Raw genomic sequence first — 23,212 nt, 5'->3', positions numbered from 1 at the left:
GAGCGTGCTCTTAACACTAGGGCGTCATCGATACCTTTTCAAGGTGACTATTCGCGAGGCCGGAACATTCGCAGCCGATTCGTGCGAATTGCCGTGAATCCCCGGCGCGCCGCGCCCGTCGATGCGCACGCAACGGTCTCGAAGCGGCTGCCCCGCAGACTGCCGCGCGCGTCCCCTGACGATGCCGTGCCACGCGCGGCGATCCGGCAAGACGCGTTAGACTGTCCGGCATGAACACATGCCGTTACTGCCGCAAAGTCCGCGACGAATGGGAATGCCACGGCGACGCGTGCCGGCGCGCGATCGCCGAGGCGCTGCGCCGTCAGCGCGCCGGGCTGCCGATGGTGCCGGATCGCATCCGCAACCAGATTCCGCGCGACGCAAGCACCGGCGAGATCGTCACGCTGCTCTCGCGCCAGCGCCTGCGCGCGCGCCGCAGCAACGAGGAGCGCCGCGAGCGCAAGGAAATCGAGGACGCCGACGGCGTCTGATCCGCCGCGCCGCCCGTCACGCGTGATGGCGGCTCGCGTCCGATATTCCTCATACTTAATTGCAGATTTCAATATTGTCGCGGGCCGCAAACGACGCGCTGACCAACATTATCTCAATTACGACAAGAATCTTTAGCAAAAATCCACGTTTACCCTATACCCTCCGGGCGCTACGATGTAATCAATCGCTTAAGACATCGTGTCGCGGGCGAACACCATAAAATACCGGAGGTCATCATGAAATCGCTCGTCCACGCAGTCGTCGCCGCGCTCGCCCTGACCGCTTCGCTCAGCGCCTTCGCGCAAAGCGGCCTGACCCGCGCCCAGGTGCGCGACGAACTGGTGCAGCTCCGCCAGGCCGGCTACAACCCGAGTGCGTCGGACGCGAACTATCCTGAGACCATCCAGAGCGCGGAAGCCCGCGTGCAGTCCGCCGACAACAGCGGTTATGGCGCGCAAGCCGCGCCGGTCGTTCGCGGCGCCCGCCCGGCAGCGGCCGCACAAGGCACGCGCGATTCGGTCTACTTCGGCCAGTAAGCGCCAGCCGCTCCCTGCGGCTCTCCCGCCGAGCCCGTCCGACGACGGGCTCGTTGCACTGTGGGGCCGCCGACGCGCGATGCGCGGATCGCCCCGCAGCGGGCGTCCAGCGGGTTCGCCGCGCGGCACGCGACGGCATCGTTCCGCGCGCCGGTCACGCGTTCGCGCTTACCGCTCGCAGCCGCCTCCCACGCCAACCAGTTCCTGATAGCGGACGTACGCGCAACATACGGACGCCTTGGCCGCATACATCGCCGCATCCGCCTTCACCAGCAATTCTTCCGCCGACGCGCCGTCGACCGGGAACTCGCTGACGCCGATGCTCGCGCCCACCGCGATGCGCTGGTCGCCGAACTCCAGTTCCTCGGCCATCACGCGCTGGATGCGCGATGCGATGTCGACGACCACGTCGGGCGAACGCACGCCCGTGATCAGCACGATGAACTCGTCTCCACCGAGACGCGCCGCCATGTCGCCGTTCCTCAGCACCGCACTCAGGCGCGCGGCGACGGCGACGAGCGTCCGGTCCCCGGCCGAATGCCCGAGCTGGTCGTTGATCTGCTTGAACCGGTCGAGATCGACGAACATCACCGCGAGCCCCTCGCCCATCGCCGACGCATGGCGGATCGCCGCGTCGAGCCTCTCCATGAACTGCATCCGGTTGGGCAGGCCGGTCAGCACGTCATGGCCCGCGAGATGCGTGAGTTCCTGCTGTTTCGCGTGGAGCACGGTCATCTGCGTGCGGATCTCGATGCGCATGCCGTCGAAGCATCGCGCAAGGACGCCGATCTCGTCCGCGCGCGCAACCGGCAGCCGTTCGGCGACGGGATCGTCGAACACGTTCGTCGCCGCGCGCGCGAGCGTCTGCAGCGGCCGCGTCAGCGCCCGCGCGAACAGGAAGGCCAGCACGACCGCCAGCACGCTCGACACCAGCACCATTCGCACGATCCGGTCGCCGAGCAGGCCGGCGGCGAGCAGCACGTCCGAGAGCGGCCGCGCGAGCCCCAGCACGACGAAGCGGTTGCCTTCGGCGAGCCCGAACGGCGTGCGCGTGAACGCGAGCACCTGGCCGGGCGCCTGATCGGGACGGAAGAGACCGTTGAGCGTCAGGTTCGCGCGCGATTCGTCGAAGAGCGGCCGGGTGGCCGGGAAACTGTCCTGCATCAGCACGCGCCGGCCGCGATCGAACCCGAACGCCTGGGCCGGGTCGGGATGGACGAGGAAGTCACCCCACTCGTTCGCCAGATAGACGAGGTAGTTTGCCGGCAGGTCGCGCTCGAGCCGGCCGAACATGCGCGTCAGCTCGACATCGATGACGATCGCGCCGATCGTCGCGCCGCCCGGATCGACGACCGGTGTGCCGACCCGCAGGATCGGCCTGCCTTCGGCCGCGTGCGACCCGCGTTCGTGGTTGACCGCGATCGGCGACAGATAGACATGGCCAGGCTCGGTCCCGAGGGTGCCGAACACGTAGGCGAACTGGCCCTTCTCCTGCAGCCCGCTCGCGGGCACCGCCACGACACCCTGCGTATCGCGATCGACGCGGATCCTTTCGAGCCCGTAATGCGCCCGCGTGATCAGACGGATCTGCAGATATTCGGGGTGATGCGCCATGAAGCCGAGATACACGCGCTCGAGCCGCGTGCGCGCCGCGCTCGGCGCGTCGTCCGCGCGCGTGACCGCCACCGACGACGGCATCGTCGCCAGCACCAGCGCATCGTTGGCCACGTCGCCGAGCGCGGCGGTAAAGCGTTGCCCGAGCAACTGGGTCGACGTCAGCAGGTTTTGCTGCGCCTCCTGCACGAGCATCGCGCGATTCGCGTGGTACGCGTAATAGCCGGTCGTGCCCGATGCCACGACGCCGATGCAGGCGAGCAGGATCGACAGTTGCGAGGTCAGTCCGAGTCTGATCATTTCTGGAAATACTCCAGCCGCTCGCCCGACACGATCCGGCTCCACAGCGCCTCGCGCTGCCCGATATCCTCGACGGGCTGGAGCCAGACGAGATGCTGGGCGGAATCGGCGCCGCGGGCAGGCATGAGCGTGTTCGCGAGTCCCTGACGCTGCGTCAGCAGCGTGCCGACCGCGGGCTCGAGCATGAAGTTGATCCACTCGAGCGCGAGCGCCCGGTTGCCGGCGCCGCGCGTCATCGCCCAGCAGTCCAGCCATGCGAGCGCACCCTCGTCCGGGACCACGTAGCCGACGTTTGCGCCGGCCCGGCGCAGCAGCTCGACCTGCTGCGTGCCGTAATTGCCGAACATCAGCGCCGCGTGGTGCTGCACGAACAGCGCGGTCGCCTCCTCCGGCACGGTGTAATAGGTCAGCAGGTTGCGCCGCAGATCGACCAGCTTGCGGGCGACGGTGCGTGTCTGCGCGGGCGTCAGGTGAAACGGATCGCGATAGCCGAGCGCGAGCGCGGCGAACGAGAAATTGTGCTGCGCGCTGTTGAAGTCGAGCACCTTGCCGCGAAACCGCGGATTCCACAGCTCGAGCATCGAATGCGGCGCGACCGGGACCTGCTCGCGGTCGTAGATCAGCCCCATCGACGAATAGGTAAACGGAACCGCGTACGCGAGATCGTTCCGCACGAGGCCGCCGATGCCCGACAGCTTCTGGAAGTTCGACAGTTGCCGGCGCCGATTCGGGATACGCGACAGGTCGAGCGGCGAAAGCAGATTGTCATGCGCATAGCGCTGGATTTCCGCCGTATTGGCCGCAAGCACGTCATAGGGCGGCGGCGAAGCGCTATGCATCCTGGACCATAACGCTTCATCGGAATCGACGAACGTTACTTCGACTTTGGCATGAAAGCGGGACTGGAATACGTTGACGACGTCGTCGTCGGCATAACCCGGCCATGCGAGCACACGTAAAACGTTTTCGTTCGAGGATTGCGCCGCGAGATCGCCAGGCGAGGACATCACGCCAAGCGCCAGAACCATGAGGATCGCACGCACCGCAGCATGGACGACATGCCACGCGGTACCGAATCCCCTGGATAATCGGAGTGCCTCCGAATGCAAATCTTCAACCTGCGGTTGCATTCGACGGTCCTTATCAAGTCGACGCGACATCGTGCAACGACACCATAAAAATACCCGATACGCAATACGAATAATCCACGTATTGATTCGTCAGATGTCGTTGCCGACGACATCGAGAGTAAATCGCATTGAAGGCCGAGCGACCGTATCGTGCTCGTCATTCTTTGCGCCGCCATTATCGGTGAAATAAATGCAATCGCCCAATATCACGTGCGCATTTATCCGGTCGCTATTCAATCAATTGCTTGATCAGAATCATCCTTAACCATCCTATCGACAGATTTCCGAAAAACTTTAGTCAGCTTCTCGACATCGGCGCGAGCCGCTTGATTGTGCCGATCGCCAACCTTCTTATCAAAATACCATTCGAATGTTCGACACGGCGGCCGCGCGATCGCGGCGCGGGCTGCGGCGACGCGACAGCTTTTCTTTTGGGGACAGGCGTTGGACAATGGGCCCGCCGCGCGGACATCGCGCCGCGGCCGCATACGCGCGCCGTCCATTGCCCCCCCCTTTCGATGAAACGCTACGAAACCCTCGCTCACACGATCGCCGACGAAATCCGCACCGGCAATCTCGCGGTCGGCACGCGGCTGCCGTCGCTGCGCCAGATCATCGCGCAGCACGGCGTGAGCCAGTCGACGGTGTTTCGCGCGTACTACCTGCTGGAACAGTGGGGCTTGATCCGCGCGCGCGAACGCTCCGGCTATTACGTGGCGCCGGGCGCGCAACCGTCGGACAGCGCACGCGCGGGCAAAGGCGCCGCGTCGCGCAAGGTGGACATCAGCGATCTGGTGTTTTCCGTCATCGATGCCGCGACGCAGCCGGGCATCGTGCCGCTCGGCTCGGCCTTCCCGTCGCCGCAGCTTTTTCCGCTGCCGCGTCTCGCGAAGTCGCTGGCGCAGGCGACCCGCCTCGTCAGCCCGTGGAGCACGGTCGTCGACCTGCCGCCCGGCAATGAACAACTGCGCCGCCAGATCGCATTGCGCTATCTCGGCATGGGCGTGTCGCAACCGGTCGACGAGATCGTCATCACGAACGGCGCACTCGAAGCGCTGAACCTGTGCCTGATGGCCGTCACGCGCCCCGGCGACGTGGTGGCGGTCGAGTCGCCCGGTTTCTACGCGGCGCTGCAGGCGATCGAGCGGCTCGACCTGCGTGCAGTCGAGATTCCGGTCGATCCGCGCACCGGCCTCGACCTCGACGCGCTTGCCGCGGCGATGGATCGGCACGACATCCGCGCGTGCTGGTTCATGACGAATTTCCAGAATCCGACCGGCGTCACGCTGTCGCCGGAGAAAAAGCGCGCGCTCGTCGAGATGCTGGCCGCGCGCGACGTGCCGTTGATCGAGGACGACGTCTACGGCGACCTGCACTTCGGCCCGGACTACCCGCTACCCGCACGCGCGTTCGACCGGCACGGCCTCGTGATGCATTGCGGTTCATTCTCGAAGACGCTCGCGCCCGGCTACCGGATCGGCTGGGCCGCCGCCGGACGTTTCGCGGAGAAAGTGCAGCGGCTCAAGCTGATGACGACGCTGTCCGCGAGCATTCCCGCGCAGGCCGGCATTGCGAACTACCTGGAGCACGGCGGCTACGACCGTCATCTGCGCAAGCTGCGCGGCGCGCTGCAAGGCCAGCTGAAGCAGATGGACGATGCGCTGCGGCGCTGGCTGCCCGCCGGGGTCGACTGGGTCTGGCCGGAAGGCGGCTATTTCCTGTGGCTGGTGTTTCCCGAGGCGATCGACGCGATGGAACTGCACCGGCAGGCGATCGCGCACGGAATCAGCTTCGCGCCGGGGCCGCTGTTTTCCGCGGCGCATGGCTTCGAGCGCTGCGTGCGCCTGAATTTCGGCCATCCGTGGAGCCGAGACATCGAACGGGCGATTCGCGTGCTGGGCGAACTCGTCGCGCAACCGACGGTGCGCAAGCGCGGCTGAGCGCCGCGATGCCATGCGCCGCCGCGCGGCGCGTCTTCGCGCCACGTTGTTCGCGATCTTCGCGATCGCGAACAGGGCCCCGCCCACGCACCCGCCCACACACCCGCCCAGCACGACGGCCATCATCGGCACGCATGCCTACGTTACCGCGCGCGGCGCGGGCCGCAACTGCTGCCCCCGATTCGTCGGCAACTGCTGCTTGTCGCGCCGCCGGGCATTCCCTACGCTGTCCATTCGTTGCGCCATGCAGGCCGCAACTCCCCCAACGAGCGGCGCGCGCCCCGCGCGCCGCCGCTCCCATTGCGTGTGTTGAAATGTACCGATATACGGAATTCGACCGGGCGCTCGTCCGCAGCCGCGCCGCCCAGTTTCGCGACCAGCTCGAACGCTGGCAGGACGGCGCGCTGAGCGAAGATGCGTTCCGGCCGCTACGGCTGCAAAACGGCTGGTACGTGCAGCGCCATGCGCCGATGTTGCGCGTCGCGGTGCCCTATGGCGAACTGTCGAGCGCGCAGATTCGCGTGCTCGCGCAAATCGCGCGCGACTACGACGTGCCGGACGACGCGACCTACCAGTCCGCTTGTGACGCGCAGGCGCTGCTCGGCACCACGCGGCTGCCGACGCGCAACGCGCACTTCACGACGCGCACCAACGTGCAGTTCAACTGGATTCCGCTCGCGAAGGCCGCCGACGTGATGGAACTGCTCGCGACCGTGGACATGCACGGCATCCAGACGAGCGGCAACTGCATCCGCAACATTTCGTGCGACGAGCGCGCGGGCGTCGCGCCCGACGAGATCGCCGATCCCCGGCCATTCGCCGAAGTGATGCGGCAATGGACCACGATGCATCCCGAGTTCGCGTTCCTGCCGCGCAAGTTCAAGATCGCGATCACCGGCGCGACCGAAGATCGCGCGGCGACCGACTGGCACGACGTCGGGCTGCGCCTCGTGCGGAACGACGCGGGCGAGCTGGGCTTTCGCATCAGCGTCGGCGGCGGCATGGGGCGCACGCCGATGACGGCCACGCTGCTGCGCGCGTTCCTGCCGTGGCAGCACGTGATGAACTACATCGAGGCCGTCGTGCGCGTCTACAACCGCTACGGCCGCCGCGACAACAAGTACAAGGCGCGCATCAAGATCCTCGTGAAGACCGAGGGACAGCGCTACATCGACGAAGTCGAGGCGGAATTCCGCGAGATCGTCGAGCTCGACGGCGGCCCGCACACGATTCCGCAGGCGGAATTCGACCGCATCAGCGCATCGTTCGTGCCGCCCCGCGTCGCGCCGCGCACGATCGACGCGCAGGAGATCGATGCACGCGTGAGCGCGCGCGCCAGCCGGCATCCGGCATTCGCGCGCTGGCTCGAGCGCAACGTCGCGCCGCACAAGGACCCGTCGCTGCGGATCGTCACGCTGTCGTTCAAGCGCCGCCTGCAGGCGCCTGGCGACGCCTCGCCCGACCAGCTCGACGCCGTCGCCGACCTGATCGAGCGTTTCTCGGCCGGCGAGGCACGCGTCACGCATACGCAGAACATCGTGCTGCCGTGGGTGCATGCCGACGATCTTTACCTGCTCTGGGAAATCGCGCGCGGCGCCGGGCTGGCCAGCGCGAATGTCGGACTCCTGACCGACATGATCGCGTGCCCGGGCGGGGATTTCTGCGCGCTCGCCAACGCGCGCTCAATCCCGATCGCCGACGCGATCGCCGAGCGCTTCCAGGATCTCGACGAACTGAACGACATCGGCGAGATCGACCTGCACATCAGCGGCTGCATCAATTCGTGCGGCCATCATCACAGCGGCCACATCGGCATTCTCGGCGTCGACAAGGACGGCGCCGAGTGGTATCAGGTCACGCTCGGCGGCGCCGACGGCTCGGCCGCGAGCGGCGCCGCGCAGCCGGGCAAGGTGATCGGCCCGTCGTTCTCGGCCGACGAGATCGTCGACGTCGTCGACGCGATCGTATCCGCGTATCTCGGCGCACGACTGACCGTCGCGGGCCGCAGCGAGCGGTTCATCGACACCTGCCGGCGCATCGGCCCGGATCCCTTCAAGGCCGCGGCGAATCAGGCGCGGCATGTCGCAGCGAACGCATGATGATGAAAGAGAACCCACGCATCCGGCTGCTCACGCCGGCCGTCCACGACGAAGAAACGCGCGGCGCGCAGCCGCGCGGCGATACCGTGCTGACGATCGCGAACGACGAGGATCTGAAGCCGCTCGCCGATCGCATCGCGGCCGCGTCGCGCATCGACCTGCAATTCCCGGCGTTTACCGACGGCCGCGCGTACAGTCAGGCCTACCTGCTTCGCAAGCGCTTCGCGTTCGCCGGCGACCTGCGCGCGACCGGCGACGTGCTGATCGATCAGTTGCTGATGATGGAGCGCACCGGCTTTTCCAGCGCGGTGCTGCATGAGGATGCCGACATCGACGCGGCGCGGCGGCAGCTCGAACGTTTTCCCGGCTTCTATCAGCGGGATGCGCGTTCTGGAACACCGAAGTCGTGGTGAGAAGAAATATCAGACGATTAGTCATCGTGCGCGCATCATCGGCGCGGATTCGACACGCAAAGTGAGCACGCGCCACGCCGACTCATCCATCACGGCTGACAAAACAATTCGTGTGATTTTTTCTTCCAACCTTCGCATTACCCGGCAATATCAGCACGATCACGCACTCAATCCTCGCATTACTTGACATTTTCGATGCATGATCTAGCTTGCCTCTACGGACCAAACGTGCAGCGAGTGTCATTCGATTCACCCAATGGCACGAATATCACGTGAATTCCCGACACAATAATTAAGTCATACTAATTCATTGCAACCAGGGGATTCGCCATGAACAAGTCATTGTCTCTCGGCGTAACGAACACCACCGTATTCACTCCGTTCCCGGACGAATTGTGCGTGACGGCATGCGAAGCTGGCATTCCGGCCGTGCTCGCGTCGATGCATCTACTTGCGCCGCCTTGCTGATCCCGCGGCCCCTTCCCTGATTCGCTCCGTCGAAGCAAAGAGACGCGTTTCGCCGCATGCCGGCGGAACGTGACATTTTCCCGCCTTCCGCACGCCCGGCCGTGCCCGGAAGCGGGTGCGTTCACTCGCGAGCATGAACATGGCCACCTCGAATCCGTTTGAAGTCCCGCCGCTTAAGCGGCCCCCCGTGCGGATGAGTCACTGGCCGGCGCGCCGCCGGGCGTATTTGTTGAGTCTCTATCTGATGCTCATCAACGTGGCTGGTATCGTGATCGCCACGCTTGCGACCAATCGACCGATCAACTGGGAAAGCTGGGAGAGCTTTCGCAAGTGGTTTTTAGCGCTCCAGTGGCCGTGGGCGATCATCCTGGTCAGCGCGGTCGCGACCGTGCTGGTAGGCGCGCCGCTCATCGCGTTCCTGTGCCTTGGCTGGTATGCGCGCTATGACGAATTCCAGAACAGCCTCAAGAACGATGCGCTCGATGCCTACCTGAAGCGTTTCTGGTCAAAATGGCTGCTGCAGACGATCCAGTTCGCGGAGCAACAGGGCGGCGCGACGCCGACGGCGGGTAGCGATAGCGACCGCTTGAATACCTTCTCGAAACACTGGCCGGCGCTGGGCGACCGCCTGTTCGCGAACATCTACCACGAGCAGTACGGCCTCTGGGCGTTCGTGCCGCCGTTTCTCATTCTGCTCGCGGTGACTTACGCGATCACGGCTATCGCAGCATGGGTGTGCACGCAGGGCGATTGCATGTCGTCGGACAAGGCGACCAGCATTTGCGGGCTCAGCGCGTCGGTGATCGTTGCCGCGATCGCCGGCGCGATGATGTATGTTTCCAGCGATTCCGTGCTGAGCATCCGGCGTCGCGCGCTCAATGCATCCGACGTGTACTGGTACTCGCTGCGTCTGTTCCTCGCGATACCGCTCGCACTCGTCGCGACCTATGCGCCATCGCTCGGCAGCCCCCCGCATGTGGTGACCGCGTTCACGCTGACGATCCTGCCGATCGAGGAAATCATGAAGGTGATTCGCCGGATCGCCGCGAAAAACGTGACCGAGCTTGAAAAGAATGAAGACCCGCCAGATGAACTGCTCAACCTGAGCGGCGTCACGAAGATCGTGACAGCCTCGCTGCATGCGGAGGGCATCACGTCGATCGAGCAGATGGCGGCGGCCGATCCCGTTACGCTGTCGATCCGGACCGGCTTCCCGTTTCGCTTCACGTTGCGGCTCGGTTCGCAAGCGATCGTGCGCCGGCATTTCGGTCCGGGTGCGTCGAAATTGCTGCCGATCGGCCTGGCGGACGTCGTGCCGATCTTTCTGCTGGTACAAGCGCTTAACGGCAAGTTGCCCGGAGCGCCAGCCGTGGCATCGCCCACTGCGCCTTCGCCCGTACTACCCAATATGCCGCTGCTCGAAGACCCCGATGTCATCATCGCAGCCGCAACGGCCCACCTGTTTCCCGACGCACAGACCGAAGACGCAGTGACTCAGGGGAAAGCTGTCGTGAAGATGAAGTTCCGCCAGATCGCGGCGGAAGAGTACACGTTGATGCTGGCCCGTATCACACCGCTCGACCCGGCGCTATAACGTTGTCCCCCACCTGCGGAGAGGCTCCATGTCATTCGAATATCCCCTGGCGGTCCTGCACCCCGGCGACCTGAACCGCGATCGCGGCAGTGTCCTGACCACGTCCACCTGGCGGTTTCTCGCGCAAGGCGACTCGTGGTTCTCCATCGGTCAACTGCCGCCGTGGGCGACCACCAACCTGCTGTTCAGCCTGCGCCTGCCGTGCAGCGCGGCGGCTGTGACGCTGGCGTCGCCCGGCAAGACCTTCGCGCAGATGATCGACTGGACGAACGAGGTGAAATTCGCAACGTATCTCGCGGGCGGAACACTCGCCTATTCGTGGGACGCGATCCTGCTGTCAGCCGGCGGCAACGACCTGTTCGACGCGATCCTGACGCTGCCTGACGAAACCGATCCGGGCAAGGCGGCACGCCGGTTGCTGCAGGACCGCGCCCGCGTGCCGGCGAGCGGGCCGATCAATCGCTATCTGCGCCCGGAAGGCTGGCAAGCGTTCTTTGCGATGATCGAAGACTGCTTCGCCGCGATGATCGCCAAGCGGGATGCGCCAGCCAGCCATTCGAACGGCGTGCCGATCTTCGTCCACACCTACGATTGCCCTCAACCGCGCAATGCGCCGGCCGGCCCCGGCATCGGCCCGTGGCTGTCCCGCGCCTATGCCGAGTACAGCATTCCATCCGACGACTGGCTGAAGCTGACAACGTACATCATCCACCAGTGGGCACAGTACCTTTCGGGAATCAACGGCAAGCTCATCGCGCGCGGGATCGCGAAACCGAATATCCGGCCGATCTATCTGATCGGCACGCTCAACCCCGACCCGCCCAGCTCGACCGGCCCGTCCGGGGACTGGGAGAACGAGATCCATCCTTCGCCGCAGGGGTACGCGAAGCTCGGCATCGCGTTCGAAAACCAGGTCACACTCGCGTGATCGCGGCGCGTCGGGCCGTGCGATACGGCACCAGCTGCCCGATCCGACGCGCAGGCGAGCGTCTTCACACCGATCGATGAAGACGCCCCGCTCGATCCTGAAAAGGCGGCGCAAGGGCGACGCAACGCGACGCGCGGCACTCGCAACGGGCGCCGCCGACTGCGGCGCCCGGCGGCGCTTACTGCGCCGCGACCTGCTTCTTGAAGGCCGCGAGAATCTGCTTCTCGAGCGCGACATAGTCGCGGCCGAAGTGATGCTCGCCCTGCGTCCTGATGACCTGGACGCCCGAATTCGCGAGCGCCGGACACATCGTTTCCTTCTCCTGCTCGCCATAGAAGCACTGCACGATGCCCGGCGGCACCTTCGCGATCTCCGGCGCAACCTTCAGCGCCTTGTCGCTCGCCGGCATGCCGAGCCAGCCCGTCACGCGGATCTGGAAATCCGCGGCCGGCGCGAAGCCGAGCAGCGACATCACCGACACCTTCTCGCGCAGCGCGTCCGGCAGCCGGTTGTAGGCGAACGGCATCACGTCCGCGCCGAACGAGTAGCCGATCAGCGCGACGTTCGTCGCATGCCAGCGCGCCATGTAGGTCCGCATCACGCGCGCCAGGTCGCGGCTCGTCTGCGCGGGCGGCCGCTCGCTCCAGAAATAGCGCAGGCTGTCGATACCGACGACCGACACGCCGTCGCGCTGCAGCGCCTCGCCGATCGTCTTGTCGAGATCGCGCCAGCCGCCGTCGCCGGAAATCACGATCGCGAGCAGGTTGCTGCCGCCCTTGGCCGGCAGCTCGATCAGCGGCAGGTCCGACACGTCGAGCTCGTCGGCCGTTCCGTCGCGCAGGTGCGGCTTCAGGAGCGCGACGAGTTTCGCGGTGTCGCCCGCCGCCGCGGTCTCGACGAAGCCCGGCATCGCGCGGCGCACGATCGTCGGATCGGGCGGGCACGGCTTGAAGCGCGGATCGAGCTTCGGCGACGGCTCGACCGACACCACACCGGCGATCGTATTCTCCGGCGACATCGACAGGATCTGCTTCGCGATCGCGCCGCCCTGCCCGACACCCGCGACGATCGGCGCGTAATAGCGCGACGACTGCGCGAGCCGCTCGAGCTGGTGGCTGACGGCTTCGGCGTCCCCATCGAGATGGTGGCAAGTCTCCTGCTTCGCGGCGAGGTTCGCCGCATACCGCTCGGAATCCACGCCGACCGTCATCGCGCCGGCCTTCGCGAGCGCGTCCGCGGCCTGCTGGTCCGCCGCGCTCCAGCCGCCTTCGCGCGAGAACATCACGACGAAGCCGCGCAGCGGGCCTTCCGGCCGGGTCACCGTCACCGGTCCGTAGCGGCCGCCCGAGACGGTCTGCGCCTTCGCCGCCGGCGCCTGCACGGCGGACGCGCCGCACGCGAACGCCACCCCCGCGCAGGCCACGACGGCCCGCACGATTCCCTTCTTCAACTTCATGAGCGCCGACCTCCCGCCAGCAAAGACAGATCCGCCAGCGTGACGAACACGCCGACCGAGCCGGACGCCGCGAGATAACGCGGCTCCCAGTGCGGCTCGAACTTGCTCTTGAATGCGCGCAAGCCGCGGAAATTATAGAAACGGCCGCCGAAATGCCAGACCATCAGCCCGAACCGGTGCCACGGCGACGGCATCGTCGCGGCCCCCATCCCGGAGAACGGCGCGATGCCGAGGCTGAGCCTGCGGAAGCCCGCTTCCTTCAGATGCAGCGCGAGCTGCGTGAACAGATATTCCATCGCATACGGCGACGCTTCCGGCAGGTGACGCATCACGCCGACCGTGGCCTCGGTGTTCAGGTCGGTCGTCATGAACGTGACGAACGCGACCGGCTTGCCGGCCTGACGCACGAGCATCACCGACTGCGTCGCCAGATAGCCGTCATGGAACGCCGCGACCGAGAAGCTCTTCTCGCGCGCGTCGCGGCTGTCGAGCCAGCCGTCGGAGATTTCGCGCAGCGCGGACAGCGCGTCCGGCACGCGCTCCGGCTCGATCACCTCGACGGTGAGCGCATCCTTGTCCCCGCGGCGCAGCGCATAGCGCAAGTGCGAGCGGTGCGAGCCCTTCAGGTCGAATTCGTCGAGCGCGATGTGCGCTTCCTCGCCGAGCTTCATCAGCGTGAGGCCCGCGTCCAGATACAGCGGCAGCGCGCTCGCGCGCACCTGGTAGAACGCCGCGCGCCCGCCATGCGCGTGCGCGAGCGCGATGAACTTGCCGATCAGCGCCGGCCATTCGCTGCGCGGGCCGACCGGGTCGTGCAGCGCCGCCCAGGTCCGCCCGTACTTCGCGTACATCAGGAACGCCTCGCGCGATTCCGAGAACAGGAAGCTCTTGTCGCCCATCAGCGCGAGGCCCGCGTCGCTGCACTCCTGCGCGCGGATGATGCATTCCGCGTCGAGCAGGTCCTGCGGCGCCGGCGTCACGAAGCGGCCGGGCGCCGGGCGCAGCAGTTGCCACAGCGCGAACATCGCCGCGCACAGCCCGGCGGCGGACGTCGCGCGCAGCGCCCGCGACGCGCGTTCGTCGAACGCGAAATGCGACCACAGGTCGCGCGTATACGGAATGTCGCGGAACGCGAAGCACAGCACCCACACCGCAAGCATCAGCACCATCGCGACCGACACGAACCAGCTGACCGTGAAGCGCTCCGCGAACAGCGACGAATGACGGTTGAAACGCCGGCGGGTCACGAGCAGCAGCACGAGCAGCGCGCCAAGCACGCCGGCCTCGACGAACGCGAGCCCTTTGGCGAGCGACAGCGCAAGACTGACCGCGGTGATCGCGAACGTCATCCACCACGCGGCGTCGAGACGACGCAACAGGCCCCGCGCGACGAACAGCAGCGCGACGCCGAGCACGCTGCAGATCACCTGCGAGCCCTCGAGCACCCACAGCGGCACGAGGTTGCGCAGGATCGCGATCCGATGCCAGAACGCCGGCGTCGCGCTGGAAATCACCAGCATGCTGCCGACCGCGAACGTGACGAGACTCAGGAACAGCGGCGCGAGCTGCGACGCGCGCGCGGCCTGCCGCGTCACCAGCCGGCGCTGGATCGCGCGGCCCTCGAAGCCGGCCAGCAGCGCGGCCGACAGCACCAGCGGCACGCCGAAGTAGATCGCGCGATAGGCGATCAGCGCCGCCACCATCGCATGCGCGGGCACCTGGCCGCCGAGCGTGAAGACCATCGCCGCCTCGAACACGCCGATGCCGCCCGGCGTGTGGCCGATCATCCCGAGCAGCAGCGCGGCCGCGTAGACCGTGATGAAACTGGAGAAACTGACCGGCGTGGCCGGCAGCAGCACCCACAGCGTAAGACCGGCGGCCACCACGTCGAGCACGGCATAGACGACCTGCGCGACGAGATCGCGCCGCGCCGGGATATCGAACGACAGCCAGCGAAAGCGCGTGCGCACCGGCCGGGCCTCGCGGCCGCATGCGGCGACGATCGCCGCGAGCGCGAGCAACAGCGCGCCGCCGCTCCACGTCAGCAAGGCCGGCGCGACGTGCAGCATCGCCGCGAGCGGCTGCGCGCCGCACACCATGCCGAGCGCGGTCATCAGCACCAGCGCGAGCGCGAGCGTGCCGCTCGTGAAGACGGTCATGCGGCCCACCTGGGCGGGCGTGACGCCCGCCGCGCCATAGACGCGCGCGCGCACCGCGCCGCCCGTCAGCGCGCCGAAGCCGGTCGCGTTGCCGAGCGCCGAGCCGGCGATCGCGCCGATCCACAGCGCCACGCGCGGCACCTTGGCCGCGACGTAGCGCAGGCCGACCGCGTCGCGCGCGACCAGCGCGAGATAGCTGAGGATCGTCGCGCCGAGCGACGCGCCCCATTCGGCGGCGGACATGTGCCGCAGATGGCGGATCACGGACCGGTAGTCGACGGTCTGGGACAGGTGCTGGAGGACCACGATCAACAGCAGCCCGATGCCGAGCGCGAGCAGCGGCGACAGCACACGCTCGTGGCGGAGCAGTGCCGAGACACGGCTGATCGTCGCCGCGACACGTCCGGGCGAACCAGTGGGGCGGAAAGACATAGGTTATTCGTGGTGTTGCATGAGCATGTCGCGACGCCGGACGGACTGGCGGCGAATCGGGTTGTTCTGCATGGGCGGACTGACGCAACGGAACACGTCAGTGCCTGATTCAGGATTTACAAGTATACAAAATAAATATTACAAATCCTTACGCCCATCAAGAACGTTTCGCCGGGTACGTGCGCGCTGACGCAATCGGGATATTAAGCGGTCCCTACATGCGTGAGGCAGGCATGATACCGGGAACCCGCGCATTTTTTTCGTCGGATGAATAATCGACGCCGGAATTGGGAGATTTATTTCGGCTGGCTCGCGTTGGCGAGCAGAAACGCGCCGGGCAGGCGGCGCGAGGCGCACTGTCCGGGCAAGCGGCCCGCCCGGCAGCAACGCAGGCGGGATGCCCGGCGGCATGTGAGCCGCCCGGCAGCGGGAATGCGCCGCACCGAGCGGCGGCAATGTCGTGACGCGGCGGTGTGGTGGTGCGGCGAGAGTCGAGCGGCGGAGGCCGAAGCCCCACGCCGTGTCACACCGCGATCAATAAACGTCGCGCACGTAGCGGCGTTCCTTTGCCAGACGGGCGACGTACTCGTTCGCCTTGTCGTCGGACAGGCCGCCATGCTCGGCAGCCACGGCCTTCAGCGCGGCATCGACATCCTTCGCCATGCGCGCCGCGTCGCCGCACACGTAGAAGTGCGCGCCCTCCTCCAGCCATGCCCACAGCTCCGCGCCGCGCGCGCGCATGCGGTCCTGCACGTAGATCTTTTCCGCCTGGTCGCGCGAGAATGCGAGATCGAGCCGGGTCAGGAAGCCGCTTTCGTGCATCTCGCTCAACTCGTCGCGATAGTAGAAATCGGTCTTCTCGTGCTGCTCGCCGAAGAACAGCCAGTTGCGCCCGCGCGCGCCGCGTGCGCGCCGCTCGTGCAGGAAGCCGCGGAACGGCGCGACGCCCGTGCCGGGGCCGACCATCACGATCGGCACGTCGCCCGCCGCCGGCGGGCGGAAGTGCGCGGATTTCTGCACGAACACCGGCACGCGGCCGTCGCCCGCACGATCCGCCAGGAATGTCGATGCGACGCCTTTGCGCGTGCGGCGGCCGTTGTGATAACGCACGGCCGACACCGTCAGGTGGATCTCGTCGCGATGCGCGCTCGGGCTCGACGCGATCGAATACAGCCGCGGCTGCATCCGCTTCAGCATCCCGACGAGTTCCGCGCCGGACAGGTCGACCGGGAATTCGTGCAGCACGTCCGCGAGCTGCTGCCCCCACAGCCAGTGTTTCAGGTCCGCCCGGCGCTCGTCGGCGAGCAGCGACTTCAACGCGTCGTTGTTGCTGCGCGCGGCGATGAACGCGAGGCTGTCCGGATGCGGGCGCGTAATGTCGAAATGCCGCGCGAGCGCGTCGGCAAGCCGCACTTCGCCGACGCCGCCGACCGTCACCGGCGTATCGGCCGCGAGCGCGGTGACGCCCAGCAGCTCGTCGACCAGTTCCGGGCAGTTGGTCGGCCACACGCCGAGCGCGTCGCCGCTCTCGTATTCGAGGTTCGCGCCTTCGGTCGACAACGACACGTAGCGCGTGTCCTTCGTCGCGCCCGGCTGGTTGAGCCGCAGGTTCGACACGAGCCGCGACGGCGCCGGGTGCGCCTTCGTCGGCAGCGCGCCCGACGGGACCATGCCTTCGGCCGGCACCGCGTGCAGTGCGGCATCTTCCTCCTTGATCCGCGCGACGACGCGCTCGAGCCAGCTGTCCGCGTCCGGCTGGAACTCCGCGTCGCAATCGACGCGCGCGATGAGCCGCGTCGCGCCCAGCTCCGCGAGGCGCGCGTCGAGCTGGCGCCCGTGGCCGCAGAACTGGTCGTAGTTGCGGTCGCCGAACGCGAGCACCGCGAAGCGCACGCCGTCCAGGCGCGCCGCGCCGTCGGCCTGCAGCGCGTCCCAGAATTCGCGGCCGTTGTCGGGCGGATCGCCGTCGCCGAAGGTGCTCGTCATCAGCAGCACGTATTGCGCCTTCGCGAGCCCCGCGAGCGGGTAATCGGCCATGCAGGTCGTGCGGATCTCGAATCCGGCGTTCATCAGCTGCGTCGCGTAGTCCTCGGTCAGCGACTCGATGTTGCCCGTCTGCGACGCCCACAGCAGCACCACCTTGGGACGCGTGCGCACGATCCGCACGCTGCCCGGCGCGGCCGCGTCGGCATCGCCGCGCGGGCTCGCCAGCGCAGTGGCCGCACCGCATTCACCCGGCACGCGGCTGAACAGCCCGGCGAGCATGCCGTCGAGCCACAGGCGTGTTGGCGCGGCGAGCGGCGCGCTGGCCGGCAGTACCGGCACGCCACCGGCCCTGCGCCCCGCATCGGTACGCAGGCCGCTGACGAAACCGGCGACGTAGAGACGTTCCGCGTCGCTCAGCGGCGGCGGTGCAGTGTCGGCGATCCCGAGCGCCGCGGCGAAGGTGTCGATATCGGACATGTTGAGTTCCTCGTGCGCGGGCTCGCCGCCCGCGGCGGCCGGCTCCGCCGGATCGCGCTGCGCGGTGTCGTGTGCCGGGCGCTCGGCCGGAGCCGGGGCGACCCGCGACAGCGCGACCGCGCAGAATTTCAGTTCAGGTTGCTGGGAAACCGGATCGATCGCGTCGTTCGTGACCGCGTTGATGCACAGCTCGTCGCCGTACACGTCGTTCCAGTGCATCGGCGCGAAGCAGTTGCCGGGCCGCACGCGATCGGTCACGACAGCGGGCAGCACCGCGCGGCCGCGCCGCGAGCGGATCTCGACGCTGTCCTTCGCGGCGATGCCGAGCGTGCGCGCATCGTCCGGATGGATCTCGACGAACGGGCGCGGATTGAGCTTGTTGAGCATCGCGACCTTGCCCGTCTTCGTCATCGTGTGCCACTGGTGCTGCAGCCGCCCGGTGTTCAGCACCACCGGGAACTCGCCCGCCGGCAGCTCCGCCGGCGCGATGTGCGGCCGGGCGAAGAACATCGCCTTGCCCGACGCGGTCGGAAACGCGATGCGCGGCATCTCGCCGTCCACGCCCGCGCGCAGCGTCTGGCTGACGCCGTCGTTCAGGTAGCGAACCGGATGGCGCTCGTGCGCCGTGCCCGGCGCGCACGGCCACTGCTGCGGCGCATTGCGCAGCGCCGCGTGGCTCGCGCCGCGCAGGTCGTAGCCGGTCGCCGGATTCGAGAAGCGGACGATCTCGTCGAACACGTCGGCGGCCGACGCGTAGTCGAACCCGTGTGCGAAGCCCATCGCGCGCGCGACCTCGGCGACGATCCGCCAGTCCGGCAGCGCGTCGCCCGGCGGCTCGATCGCCTGCCGCATCAGCGTCATGTTGCGCTCGGAGTTGACCATCACCCCTTCGCCTTCCGCCCACAGCGCGCCCGGCAGCAGGATGTCCGCGTAGCGGTTGGTTTCGGTGTCGAGGAACGCGTCCTGCGCGATCACCAGCTCCGCTGCCTGCAGGCCGGCGATCACGTTCTGCCGGTTCGGCACGGTCGCGACCGGGTTCGTGCAGACGATCCAGCATGCCTTGATGTCGCCCGCCGCCATCTTCTCGAACAGGTCGACGGTGCCGTTGCCGGCGTCGGCGCGCAGCGTGCCGTGCGGCACCTGCCAGACGTCCTCGACGAAACGCCGGTCGCCGTCGGACAGCACCGAGCGCTGGCCGGGCAGCCCCGGCCCCATGTAGCCCATCTCGCGCCCACCCATCGCGTTCGGCTGCCCCGTCAGCGAGAACGGGCCGCTGCCGGGCCGGCAGATCTTGCCGGTCGCGAGGTGCAGGTTGCAGATCGCGTTGGTGTTCCACGTGCCGTGCGTGCTCTGGTTCAGCCCCATCGTCCAGCAGCTGATCCACTCGGGCGCGTCGCCGATCCATTCCGCCGCGAGGCGGATCGCCGCCTCGGACAGCCCGGTGACGTCGGCGACCTTCTCCGGCGTGTAATCGGCGAGAAACGCGGGCATCGCGTCCCAGCCTTCGGTGTGGCCGGCGATGAACGCCGCATCGGTCTTGCCGTTCGCGTGCAGCAGGTGCAGCAGGCCGTTGAGCAGCGCGAGATCGGTGCCGGGGCGGATCTGCAGGAACAGGTCCGCCTTGTCGGCGGTACCAGTGCGCCGCGGATCGACGACGATCAGCTTCGCGCCGGCCTTCACGCGCTCCATCATCCGCAGGAACAGGATCGGATGGCAGTCCGCCATGTTCGCGCCGATCACGAAGAACACGTCCGCGCGATCGAAATCCTGATACGAGCCGGGCGGGCCGTCCGCGCCGAGCGACTGCTTGTAGCCGCTGCTCGCGCTCGCCATGCACAGCCGCGAGTTCGACTCGATCTGGTTGGTGCCGATGAAGCCCTTCGCGAGCTTGTTGACGAGATACTGCGCCTCGATCGACATCTGGCCGGACACGTAGAACGACAGCGCGTCCGGGCCGTGCGTATCGAGCACCGCGCGCAGGCGGCGCGCGGTCTCGCCGATCGCGTCGCGCACCGGCAGCGGCACCAGGTCGTCCTCGCGCGCGCGGCGCACGAACGCGCCTTCGAGCCGGCCGGAGCGGCGCAGCGCCACGTGCGCCGACGAGCCCTTGGTGCAGAGCCGCCCGAAGTTGGTCGGGTGGTCGGGGTCGCCGGACACCTTGACGACCTCGCCGTCCTCGACGTGCAGCACCATCCCGCAGCCCACGCCGCAGTAAGGGCAGACGGTCTTGACGTTCGTGCCGGTCATGGTTGCTCCGGTGCTCAGGCCGCGACCCACACGAAGCCGTCCTCGATGCGCGACGGATACGTGGTGACCGACTGCTCCGGCGCTTCGAGGCACTCGCCCGTGCGCAGGTCGAAGTGATGCTTGTACAGCGGCGACGCGACGACCACCCGCTCGCCGAGATTGCCGATCAGCCCGCGCGACAGTACGGCCGCGCGCGACGCCGGATCGACGTTGCCGATCGCGAACACGCCGCCGGTGGCGTCGGCGACATGGAACACCGCGATCTGTTCGCCGTTGACGAGCGCGCAGACGCCGGTGTTGGGAACGATGTCGTCCAGCGCGCACACGGGCGTCCAGGACACGGGAATGCGATCGTTGCTCATGACGTTCTCCTTGCTGACGAAATCTGGCGTTACACGGTTTCGACGACGACCGGGATCTCGATACGCTTGCCGGCGGCCCGCTCGTCGGGCGTCGCCGGGCGGATCTGGCCGCGCGTCTCGACAAAGGCGATGTTCGCGTCCGGCGCGTCGCTGTTGACGAAATGGCGGAAGCGCTTGCGCGTCTCGGGATCGGTGACGGCCTTCTTCCATTCGCATTCGTACGTGTCGACGACGTGCTGCATGTCGGCCTCGAGTTCCGCGGCAAGGCCGAGCTTGTCGTGCACGACCACGTCGATCAGGTAGTCGAGCCCGCCTTCGAGGTTGTCGCGCCACACGCTGGTGCGCTGCAGCCGGTCGGCGGTGCGGATGTAGAACATCAGGAAGCGGTCGACGTAGCGGATCAGCGTGTCGCGATCGAGGTCGGCGGCCAGCAGCTCCGCGTGACGCGGCTTCATCCCGCCGTTGCCGCACACATACAGGTTCCAGCCCTTCTCGGTCGCGATGATGCCGATATCCTTGCCCTGCGCTTCCGCGCATTCGCGCGTGCAGCCGGACACGCCGAACTTCAGCTTGTGCGGCGCGCGCAAGCCCTTGTAGCGGTTCTCGATCTCGATCGCGAGGCCGACCGAATCGTCGACGCCGTAGCGGCACCACGTCGAGCCCACGCACGACTTCACGGTGCGCACCGACTTGCCGTACGCATGACCCGATTCGAAGCCGGCGGCGATCAGCTCCTCCCAGATCAGCGGCAGCTGCTCGACGCGCGCGCCGAACAGGTCGACACGCTGGCCGCCCGTGATCTTCGTGTAGAGGCCGTATTTCTTCGCGACCTGGCCGACCGCGATCAGCCCTTCCGGCGTCACTTCGCCGCCGGCCATGCGCGGCACCACCGAATAAGTGCCGTCGCGCTGGATGTTCGCGAGGTAGTAGTCGTTCGAGTCCTGCAGGCTCGCGTGCTCCTTCTTCAGCACGAATTCGTTCCAGCACGACGCGAGGATGCCCGCGACGGCCGGCTTGCAGATGTCGCAGCCGAGGCCGTGGCCGTGCTTCGCCAGCAGCGCGTCGAAGGTGCGGATGCGCTCGACGCGGATCATGTGGAACAGCTCCTGCCGCGAAAACGGGAAGTGCTCGCAGAGATGGTTGTTGACCGCGAGGCCCTGCTTCTTCATCTCCGCCTTCATGATCTGCGTGACGAGCGGCACGCAGCCGCCGCACGACGTGCCCGCGCCCGTGCAGGTCTTGAGCGCGCCGATGCTGGTCGCGCCGCCGTCGACCGCGGCGCAGATCTGCGCCTTCGACACGTTGTTGCACGAGCAGATCTGCGCGGCCGCCGGCAGCGCCTCGACACCGACCGACGGCTTCGCCGCGCCGTCCGACGACGGCAGGATCAGGAACTCCGGCGCATCGGGCAGCTCGATCCGGTTGAGCATCATCTGCAGCAGCGTGCCGAATTCCGCGGCGTCGCCGACCATCACCGCGCCGTGCAGGAACTTGCCGCAGTCGGACACGACGATCTTCTTGTAGACCTGCTTGCGCTCGTCCGCGTACTGGTAGGTGCGGCTGCCGGGCGTGGCGCCGTGCGCGTCGCCGATGCTCGCGACGTCGACACCCATCAGCTTGAGCTTCGTGCTCATGTCGGCGCCCGCGAACGCCGCGGCCTCGCCCGTCAGCTGCTTCGCGACGACGCGCGCCATGTCGTAGCCCGGCGCGACGAGCCCGAACACCTGGCCGTTCCACGCCGCGCATTCGCCGATCGCGTAGATGTCCGCGTCGCTCGTGCGGCAGCCGTCGTCGATCGCGACGCCGCCGCGCGGGCCGGTCTCGAGGCCGCAGGCGCGCGCGAGGTCGTCGCGGGCACGAATCCCGGCCGAGAACACGATCATGTCGGCATCGAGATGCGTGCCGTCCGCGAACTGCATCCGGTGCGTGCCTTCATCGCCGTCGACGATCTCGAGCGTGTTCTTGCCGGTATGCACCTGCACGCCGAGCGCCTCGATCTTCGCGCGCAGCATCCGGCCGCCGCCGTCGTCGACCTGCACCGCCATCAGGCGCGGCGCGAATTCGACGACATGCGTGTCGAGCCCCATGTCGCGCAGCGCCTTCGCGCATTCGAGACCGAGCAGGCCGCCGCCCACCACCACGCCGCGCTTCGCGCTCGCGCCGCAGGCCTGCATGGCCTCGAGATCCGCGATGGTGCGATAGACGAAGCAGTCGCGCCGGTCGTGGCCGGGCACGGGCGGCACGAACGGCCGCGAGCCGGTCGCGAGCACGAGCTTGTCGTACGGCAGCGTCTCGCCCGTCGACAGCGTGACCGTATGCGCGGCGCGGTCGATCGCCGCCACCTGCGCGTTCAGGCGCAGGTCGATGTGGCCGTTGCGCGCGAAGAAGCCCGGCTCCACGAGCGACAGGTCGTCCGCCGACTTGCCCGAGAAGAATTCCGACAGATGCACGCGGTCGTATGCGGGACGCGGCTCCTCGCCGAGCACCGTGACCTGGAGCGCGCCGGCGGCGTCCGCCGCGAGGCACTCCAGCAGCTTGTGGCCGACCATGCCATGACCGACGACGATGATTTTCATGAT

14 protein-coding genes are annotated in these 23,212 nt (G+C 67.4%); 7 read left to right on the top strand and 7 right to left on the bottom strand.

What is annotated here, in order from left to right:
- Positions 1-230 precede the first annotated feature (230 nt).
- Both LIG30_RS10560 and LIG30_RS10555 read left to right on the top strand, forming a co-directional pair.
- A complete protein-coding gene (locus tag LIG30_RS10560) occupies positions 231-491 on the top strand; it encodes a hypothetical protein (RefSeq protein WP_038711916.1) in 261 nt (86 codons plus the stop codon).
- Between the two features lie 237 nt (positions 492-728).
- Positions 729-1,028 (top strand): DUF4148 domain-containing protein, encoded by a 300-nt coding sequence (locus LIG30_RS10555; protein ID WP_038711915.1) that lies wholly within the window; start codon positions 729-731, stop codon positions 1,026-1,028.
- A gap of 168 nt (positions 1,029-1,196) precedes the next feature.
- Here the strand turns inward: LIG30_RS10555 and LIG30_RS10550 are convergent, their stop codons facing one another.
- Together LIG30_RS10550 and LIG30_RS10545 are read right to left on the bottom strand one after the other, a co-directional pair.
- Positions 1,197-2,942 carry a GGDEF domain-containing protein gene (locus LIG30_RS10550; RefSeq protein WP_038711913.1) on the bottom strand — a complete coding sequence of 582 codons (1,746 nt, stop codon included), beginning with the start codon at positions 2,940-2,942 and terminating at the stop codon, positions 1,197-1,199.
- The gene (locus tag LIG30_RS10545) at positions 2,939-3,970 is read right to left on the bottom strand and encodes an extracellular solute-binding protein (RefSeq protein WP_200929664.1); all 1,032 of its coding nucleotides are present in this window, start codon (positions 3,968-3,970) and stop codon (positions 2,939-2,941) included. The genes LIG30_RS10550 and LIG30_RS10545 overlap by 4 nt, the downstream gene beginning before the upstream one ends.
- Positions 3,971-4,590: 620 nt before the next feature.
- Between LIG30_RS10545 and LIG30_RS10540 the strand changes: the two genes are divergently transcribed.
- From LIG30_RS10540 to LIG30_RS10520, 5 genes are all read left to right on the top strand, one after another.
- Positions 4,591-6,012: an aminotransferase-like domain-containing protein gene (locus tag LIG30_RS10540; RefSeq protein WP_038711911.1), complete on the top strand. Its 1,422-nt coding sequence runs from the start codon at positions 4,591-4,593 to the stop codon at positions 6,010-6,012.
- A 314-nt stretch (positions 6,013-6,326) separates the two neighbouring features.
- Positions 6,327-8,111, top strand: coding sequence for a nitrite/sulfite reductase (locus tag LIG30_RS10535; protein ID WP_038711910.1), 1,785 nt, complete (start codon positions 6,327-6,329; stop codon positions 8,109-8,111).
- A complete protein-coding gene (locus LIG30_RS10530; protein WP_442856849.1) occupies positions 8,111-8,524 on the top strand; it encodes a DUF934 domain-containing protein in 414 nt (137 codons plus the stop codon). The genes LIG30_RS10535 and LIG30_RS10530 overlap by 1 nt, the downstream gene beginning before the upstream one ends.
- A gap of 607 nt (positions 8,525-9,131) precedes the next feature.
- Entirely contained in the window at positions 9,132-10,586 is a 1,455-nt protein-coding gene (locus LIG30_RS10525; RefSeq protein ID WP_038712000.1) for a hypothetical protein, read from the top strand.
- Positions 10,587-10,614: 28 nt separating this feature from the next.
- Positions 10,615-11,514 carry a hypothetical protein gene (locus tag LIG30_RS10520; RefSeq protein ID WP_051994955.1) on the top strand — a complete coding sequence of 300 codons (900 nt, stop codon included), beginning with the start codon at positions 10,615-10,617 and terminating at the stop codon, positions 11,512-11,514.
- 178 nt (positions 11,515-11,692) lie between these two features.
- On the opposite strand, the gene LIG30_RS10515 is transcribed toward LIG30_RS10520, so the two are convergent.
- From LIG30_RS10515 to nirB, 5 genes are all read right to left on the bottom strand, one after another.
- On the bottom strand, positions 11,693-12,970 hold the full coding sequence (locus LIG30_RS10515; RefSeq protein WP_038711908.1) for a virulence factor family protein: 1,278 nt from the start codon (positions 12,968-12,970) through the stop codon (positions 11,693-11,695).
- Entirely contained in the window at positions 12,967-15,561 is a 2,595-nt protein-coding gene (gene mprF, locus LIG30_RS10510; protein WP_038711907.1) for a bifunctional lysylphosphatidylglycerol flippase/synthetase MprF, read from the bottom strand. Before mprF ends, LIG30_RS10515 begins: the two co-directional genes overlap by 4 nt.
- 534 nt (positions 15,562-16,095) lie before the next feature.
- Positions 16,096-20,271 (bottom strand): bifunctional nitrate reductase/sulfite reductase flavoprotein subunit alpha, encoded by a 4,176-nt coding sequence (locus LIG30_RS10505; protein ID WP_038711905.1) that lies wholly within the window; start codon positions 20,269-20,271, stop codon positions 16,096-16,098.
- A 14-nt stretch (positions 20,272-20,285) separates the two neighbouring features.
- Positions 20,286-20,633, bottom strand: a complete 348-nt coding sequence (gene nirD / locus LIG30_RS10500) for a nitrite reductase small subunit NirD (RefSeq protein ID WP_038711903.1) — start codon at positions 20,631-20,633, stop codon at positions 20,286-20,288.
- A 29-nt stretch (positions 20,634-20,662) separates the two neighbouring features.
- A complete protein-coding gene (gene nirB / locus LIG30_RS10495; RefSeq protein ID WP_038711902.1) occupies positions 20,663-23,209 on the bottom strand; it encodes a nitrite reductase large subunit NirB in 2,547 nt (848 codons plus the stop codon).
- Between the last annotated feature and the right edge of the window lie 3 nt (positions 23,210-23,212).

This window comes from Burkholderia sp. lig30 (assembly GCF_000687455.2).
Classification (GTDB): Bacteria; Pseudomonadota; Gammaproteobacteria; order Burkholderiales; family Burkholderiaceae; genus Burkholderia.
The sequence above is the reverse complement of the archived record's forward strand: the minus strand, read 5'-3'. Positions and strand labels throughout refer to the sequence as shown.

Coding starts and splice junctions, on each gene's coding strand:
- LIG30_RS10560 (WP_038711916.1), top strand. CDS start 231: ATGAACACATGCCGTTACTGCCGCAAAGTCCGCGACGAATGGGAATGC.
- LIG30_RS10555 (WP_038711915.1), top strand. CDS start 729: ATGAAATCGCTCGTCCACGCAGTCGTCGCCGCGCTCGCCCTGACCGCT.
- LIG30_RS10550 (WP_038711913.1), bottom strand. CDS start 2,942: ATGATCAGACTCGGACTGACCTCGCAACTGTCGATCCTGCTCGCCTGC.
- LIG30_RS10545 (WP_200929664.1), bottom strand. CDS start 3,970: ATGGTTCTGGCGCTTGGCGTGATGTCCTCGCCTGGCGATCTCGCGGCG.
- LIG30_RS10540 (WP_038711911.1), top strand. CDS start 4,591: ATGAAACGCTACGAAACCCTCGCTCACACGATCGCCGACGAAATCCGC.
- LIG30_RS10535 (WP_038711910.1), top strand. CDS start 6,327: ATGTACCGATATACGGAATTCGACCGGGCGCTCGTCCGCAGCCGCGCC.
- LIG30_RS10530 (WP_442856849.1), top strand. CDS start 8,111: ATGATGAAAGAGAACCCACGCATCCGGCTGCTCACGCCGGCCGTCCAC.
- LIG30_RS10525 (WP_038712000.1), top strand. CDS start 9,132: ATGGCCACCTCGAATCCGTTTGAAGTCCCGCCGCTTAAGCGGCCCCCC.
- LIG30_RS10520 (WP_051994955.1), top strand. CDS start 10,615: ATGTCATTCGAATATCCCCTGGCGGTCCTGCACCCCGGCGACCTGAAC.
- LIG30_RS10515 (WP_038711908.1), bottom strand. CDS start 12,970: ATGAAGTTGAAGAAGGGAATCGTGCGGGCCGTCGTGGCCTGCGCGGGG.
- mprF (WP_038711907.1), bottom strand. CDS start 15,561: ATGTCTTTCCGCCCCACTGGTTCGCCCGGACGTGTCGCGGCGACGATC.
- LIG30_RS10505 (WP_038711905.1), bottom strand. CDS start 20,271: ATGACCGGCACGAACGTCAAGACCGTCTGCCCTTACTGCGGCGTGGGC.
- nirD (WP_038711903.1), bottom strand. CDS start 20,633: ATGAGCAACGATCGCATTCCCGTGTCCTGGACGCCCGTGTGCGCGCTG.
- nirB (WP_038711902.1), bottom strand. CDS start 23,209: ATGAAAATCATCGTCGTCGGTCATGGCATGGTCGGCCACAAGCTGCTG.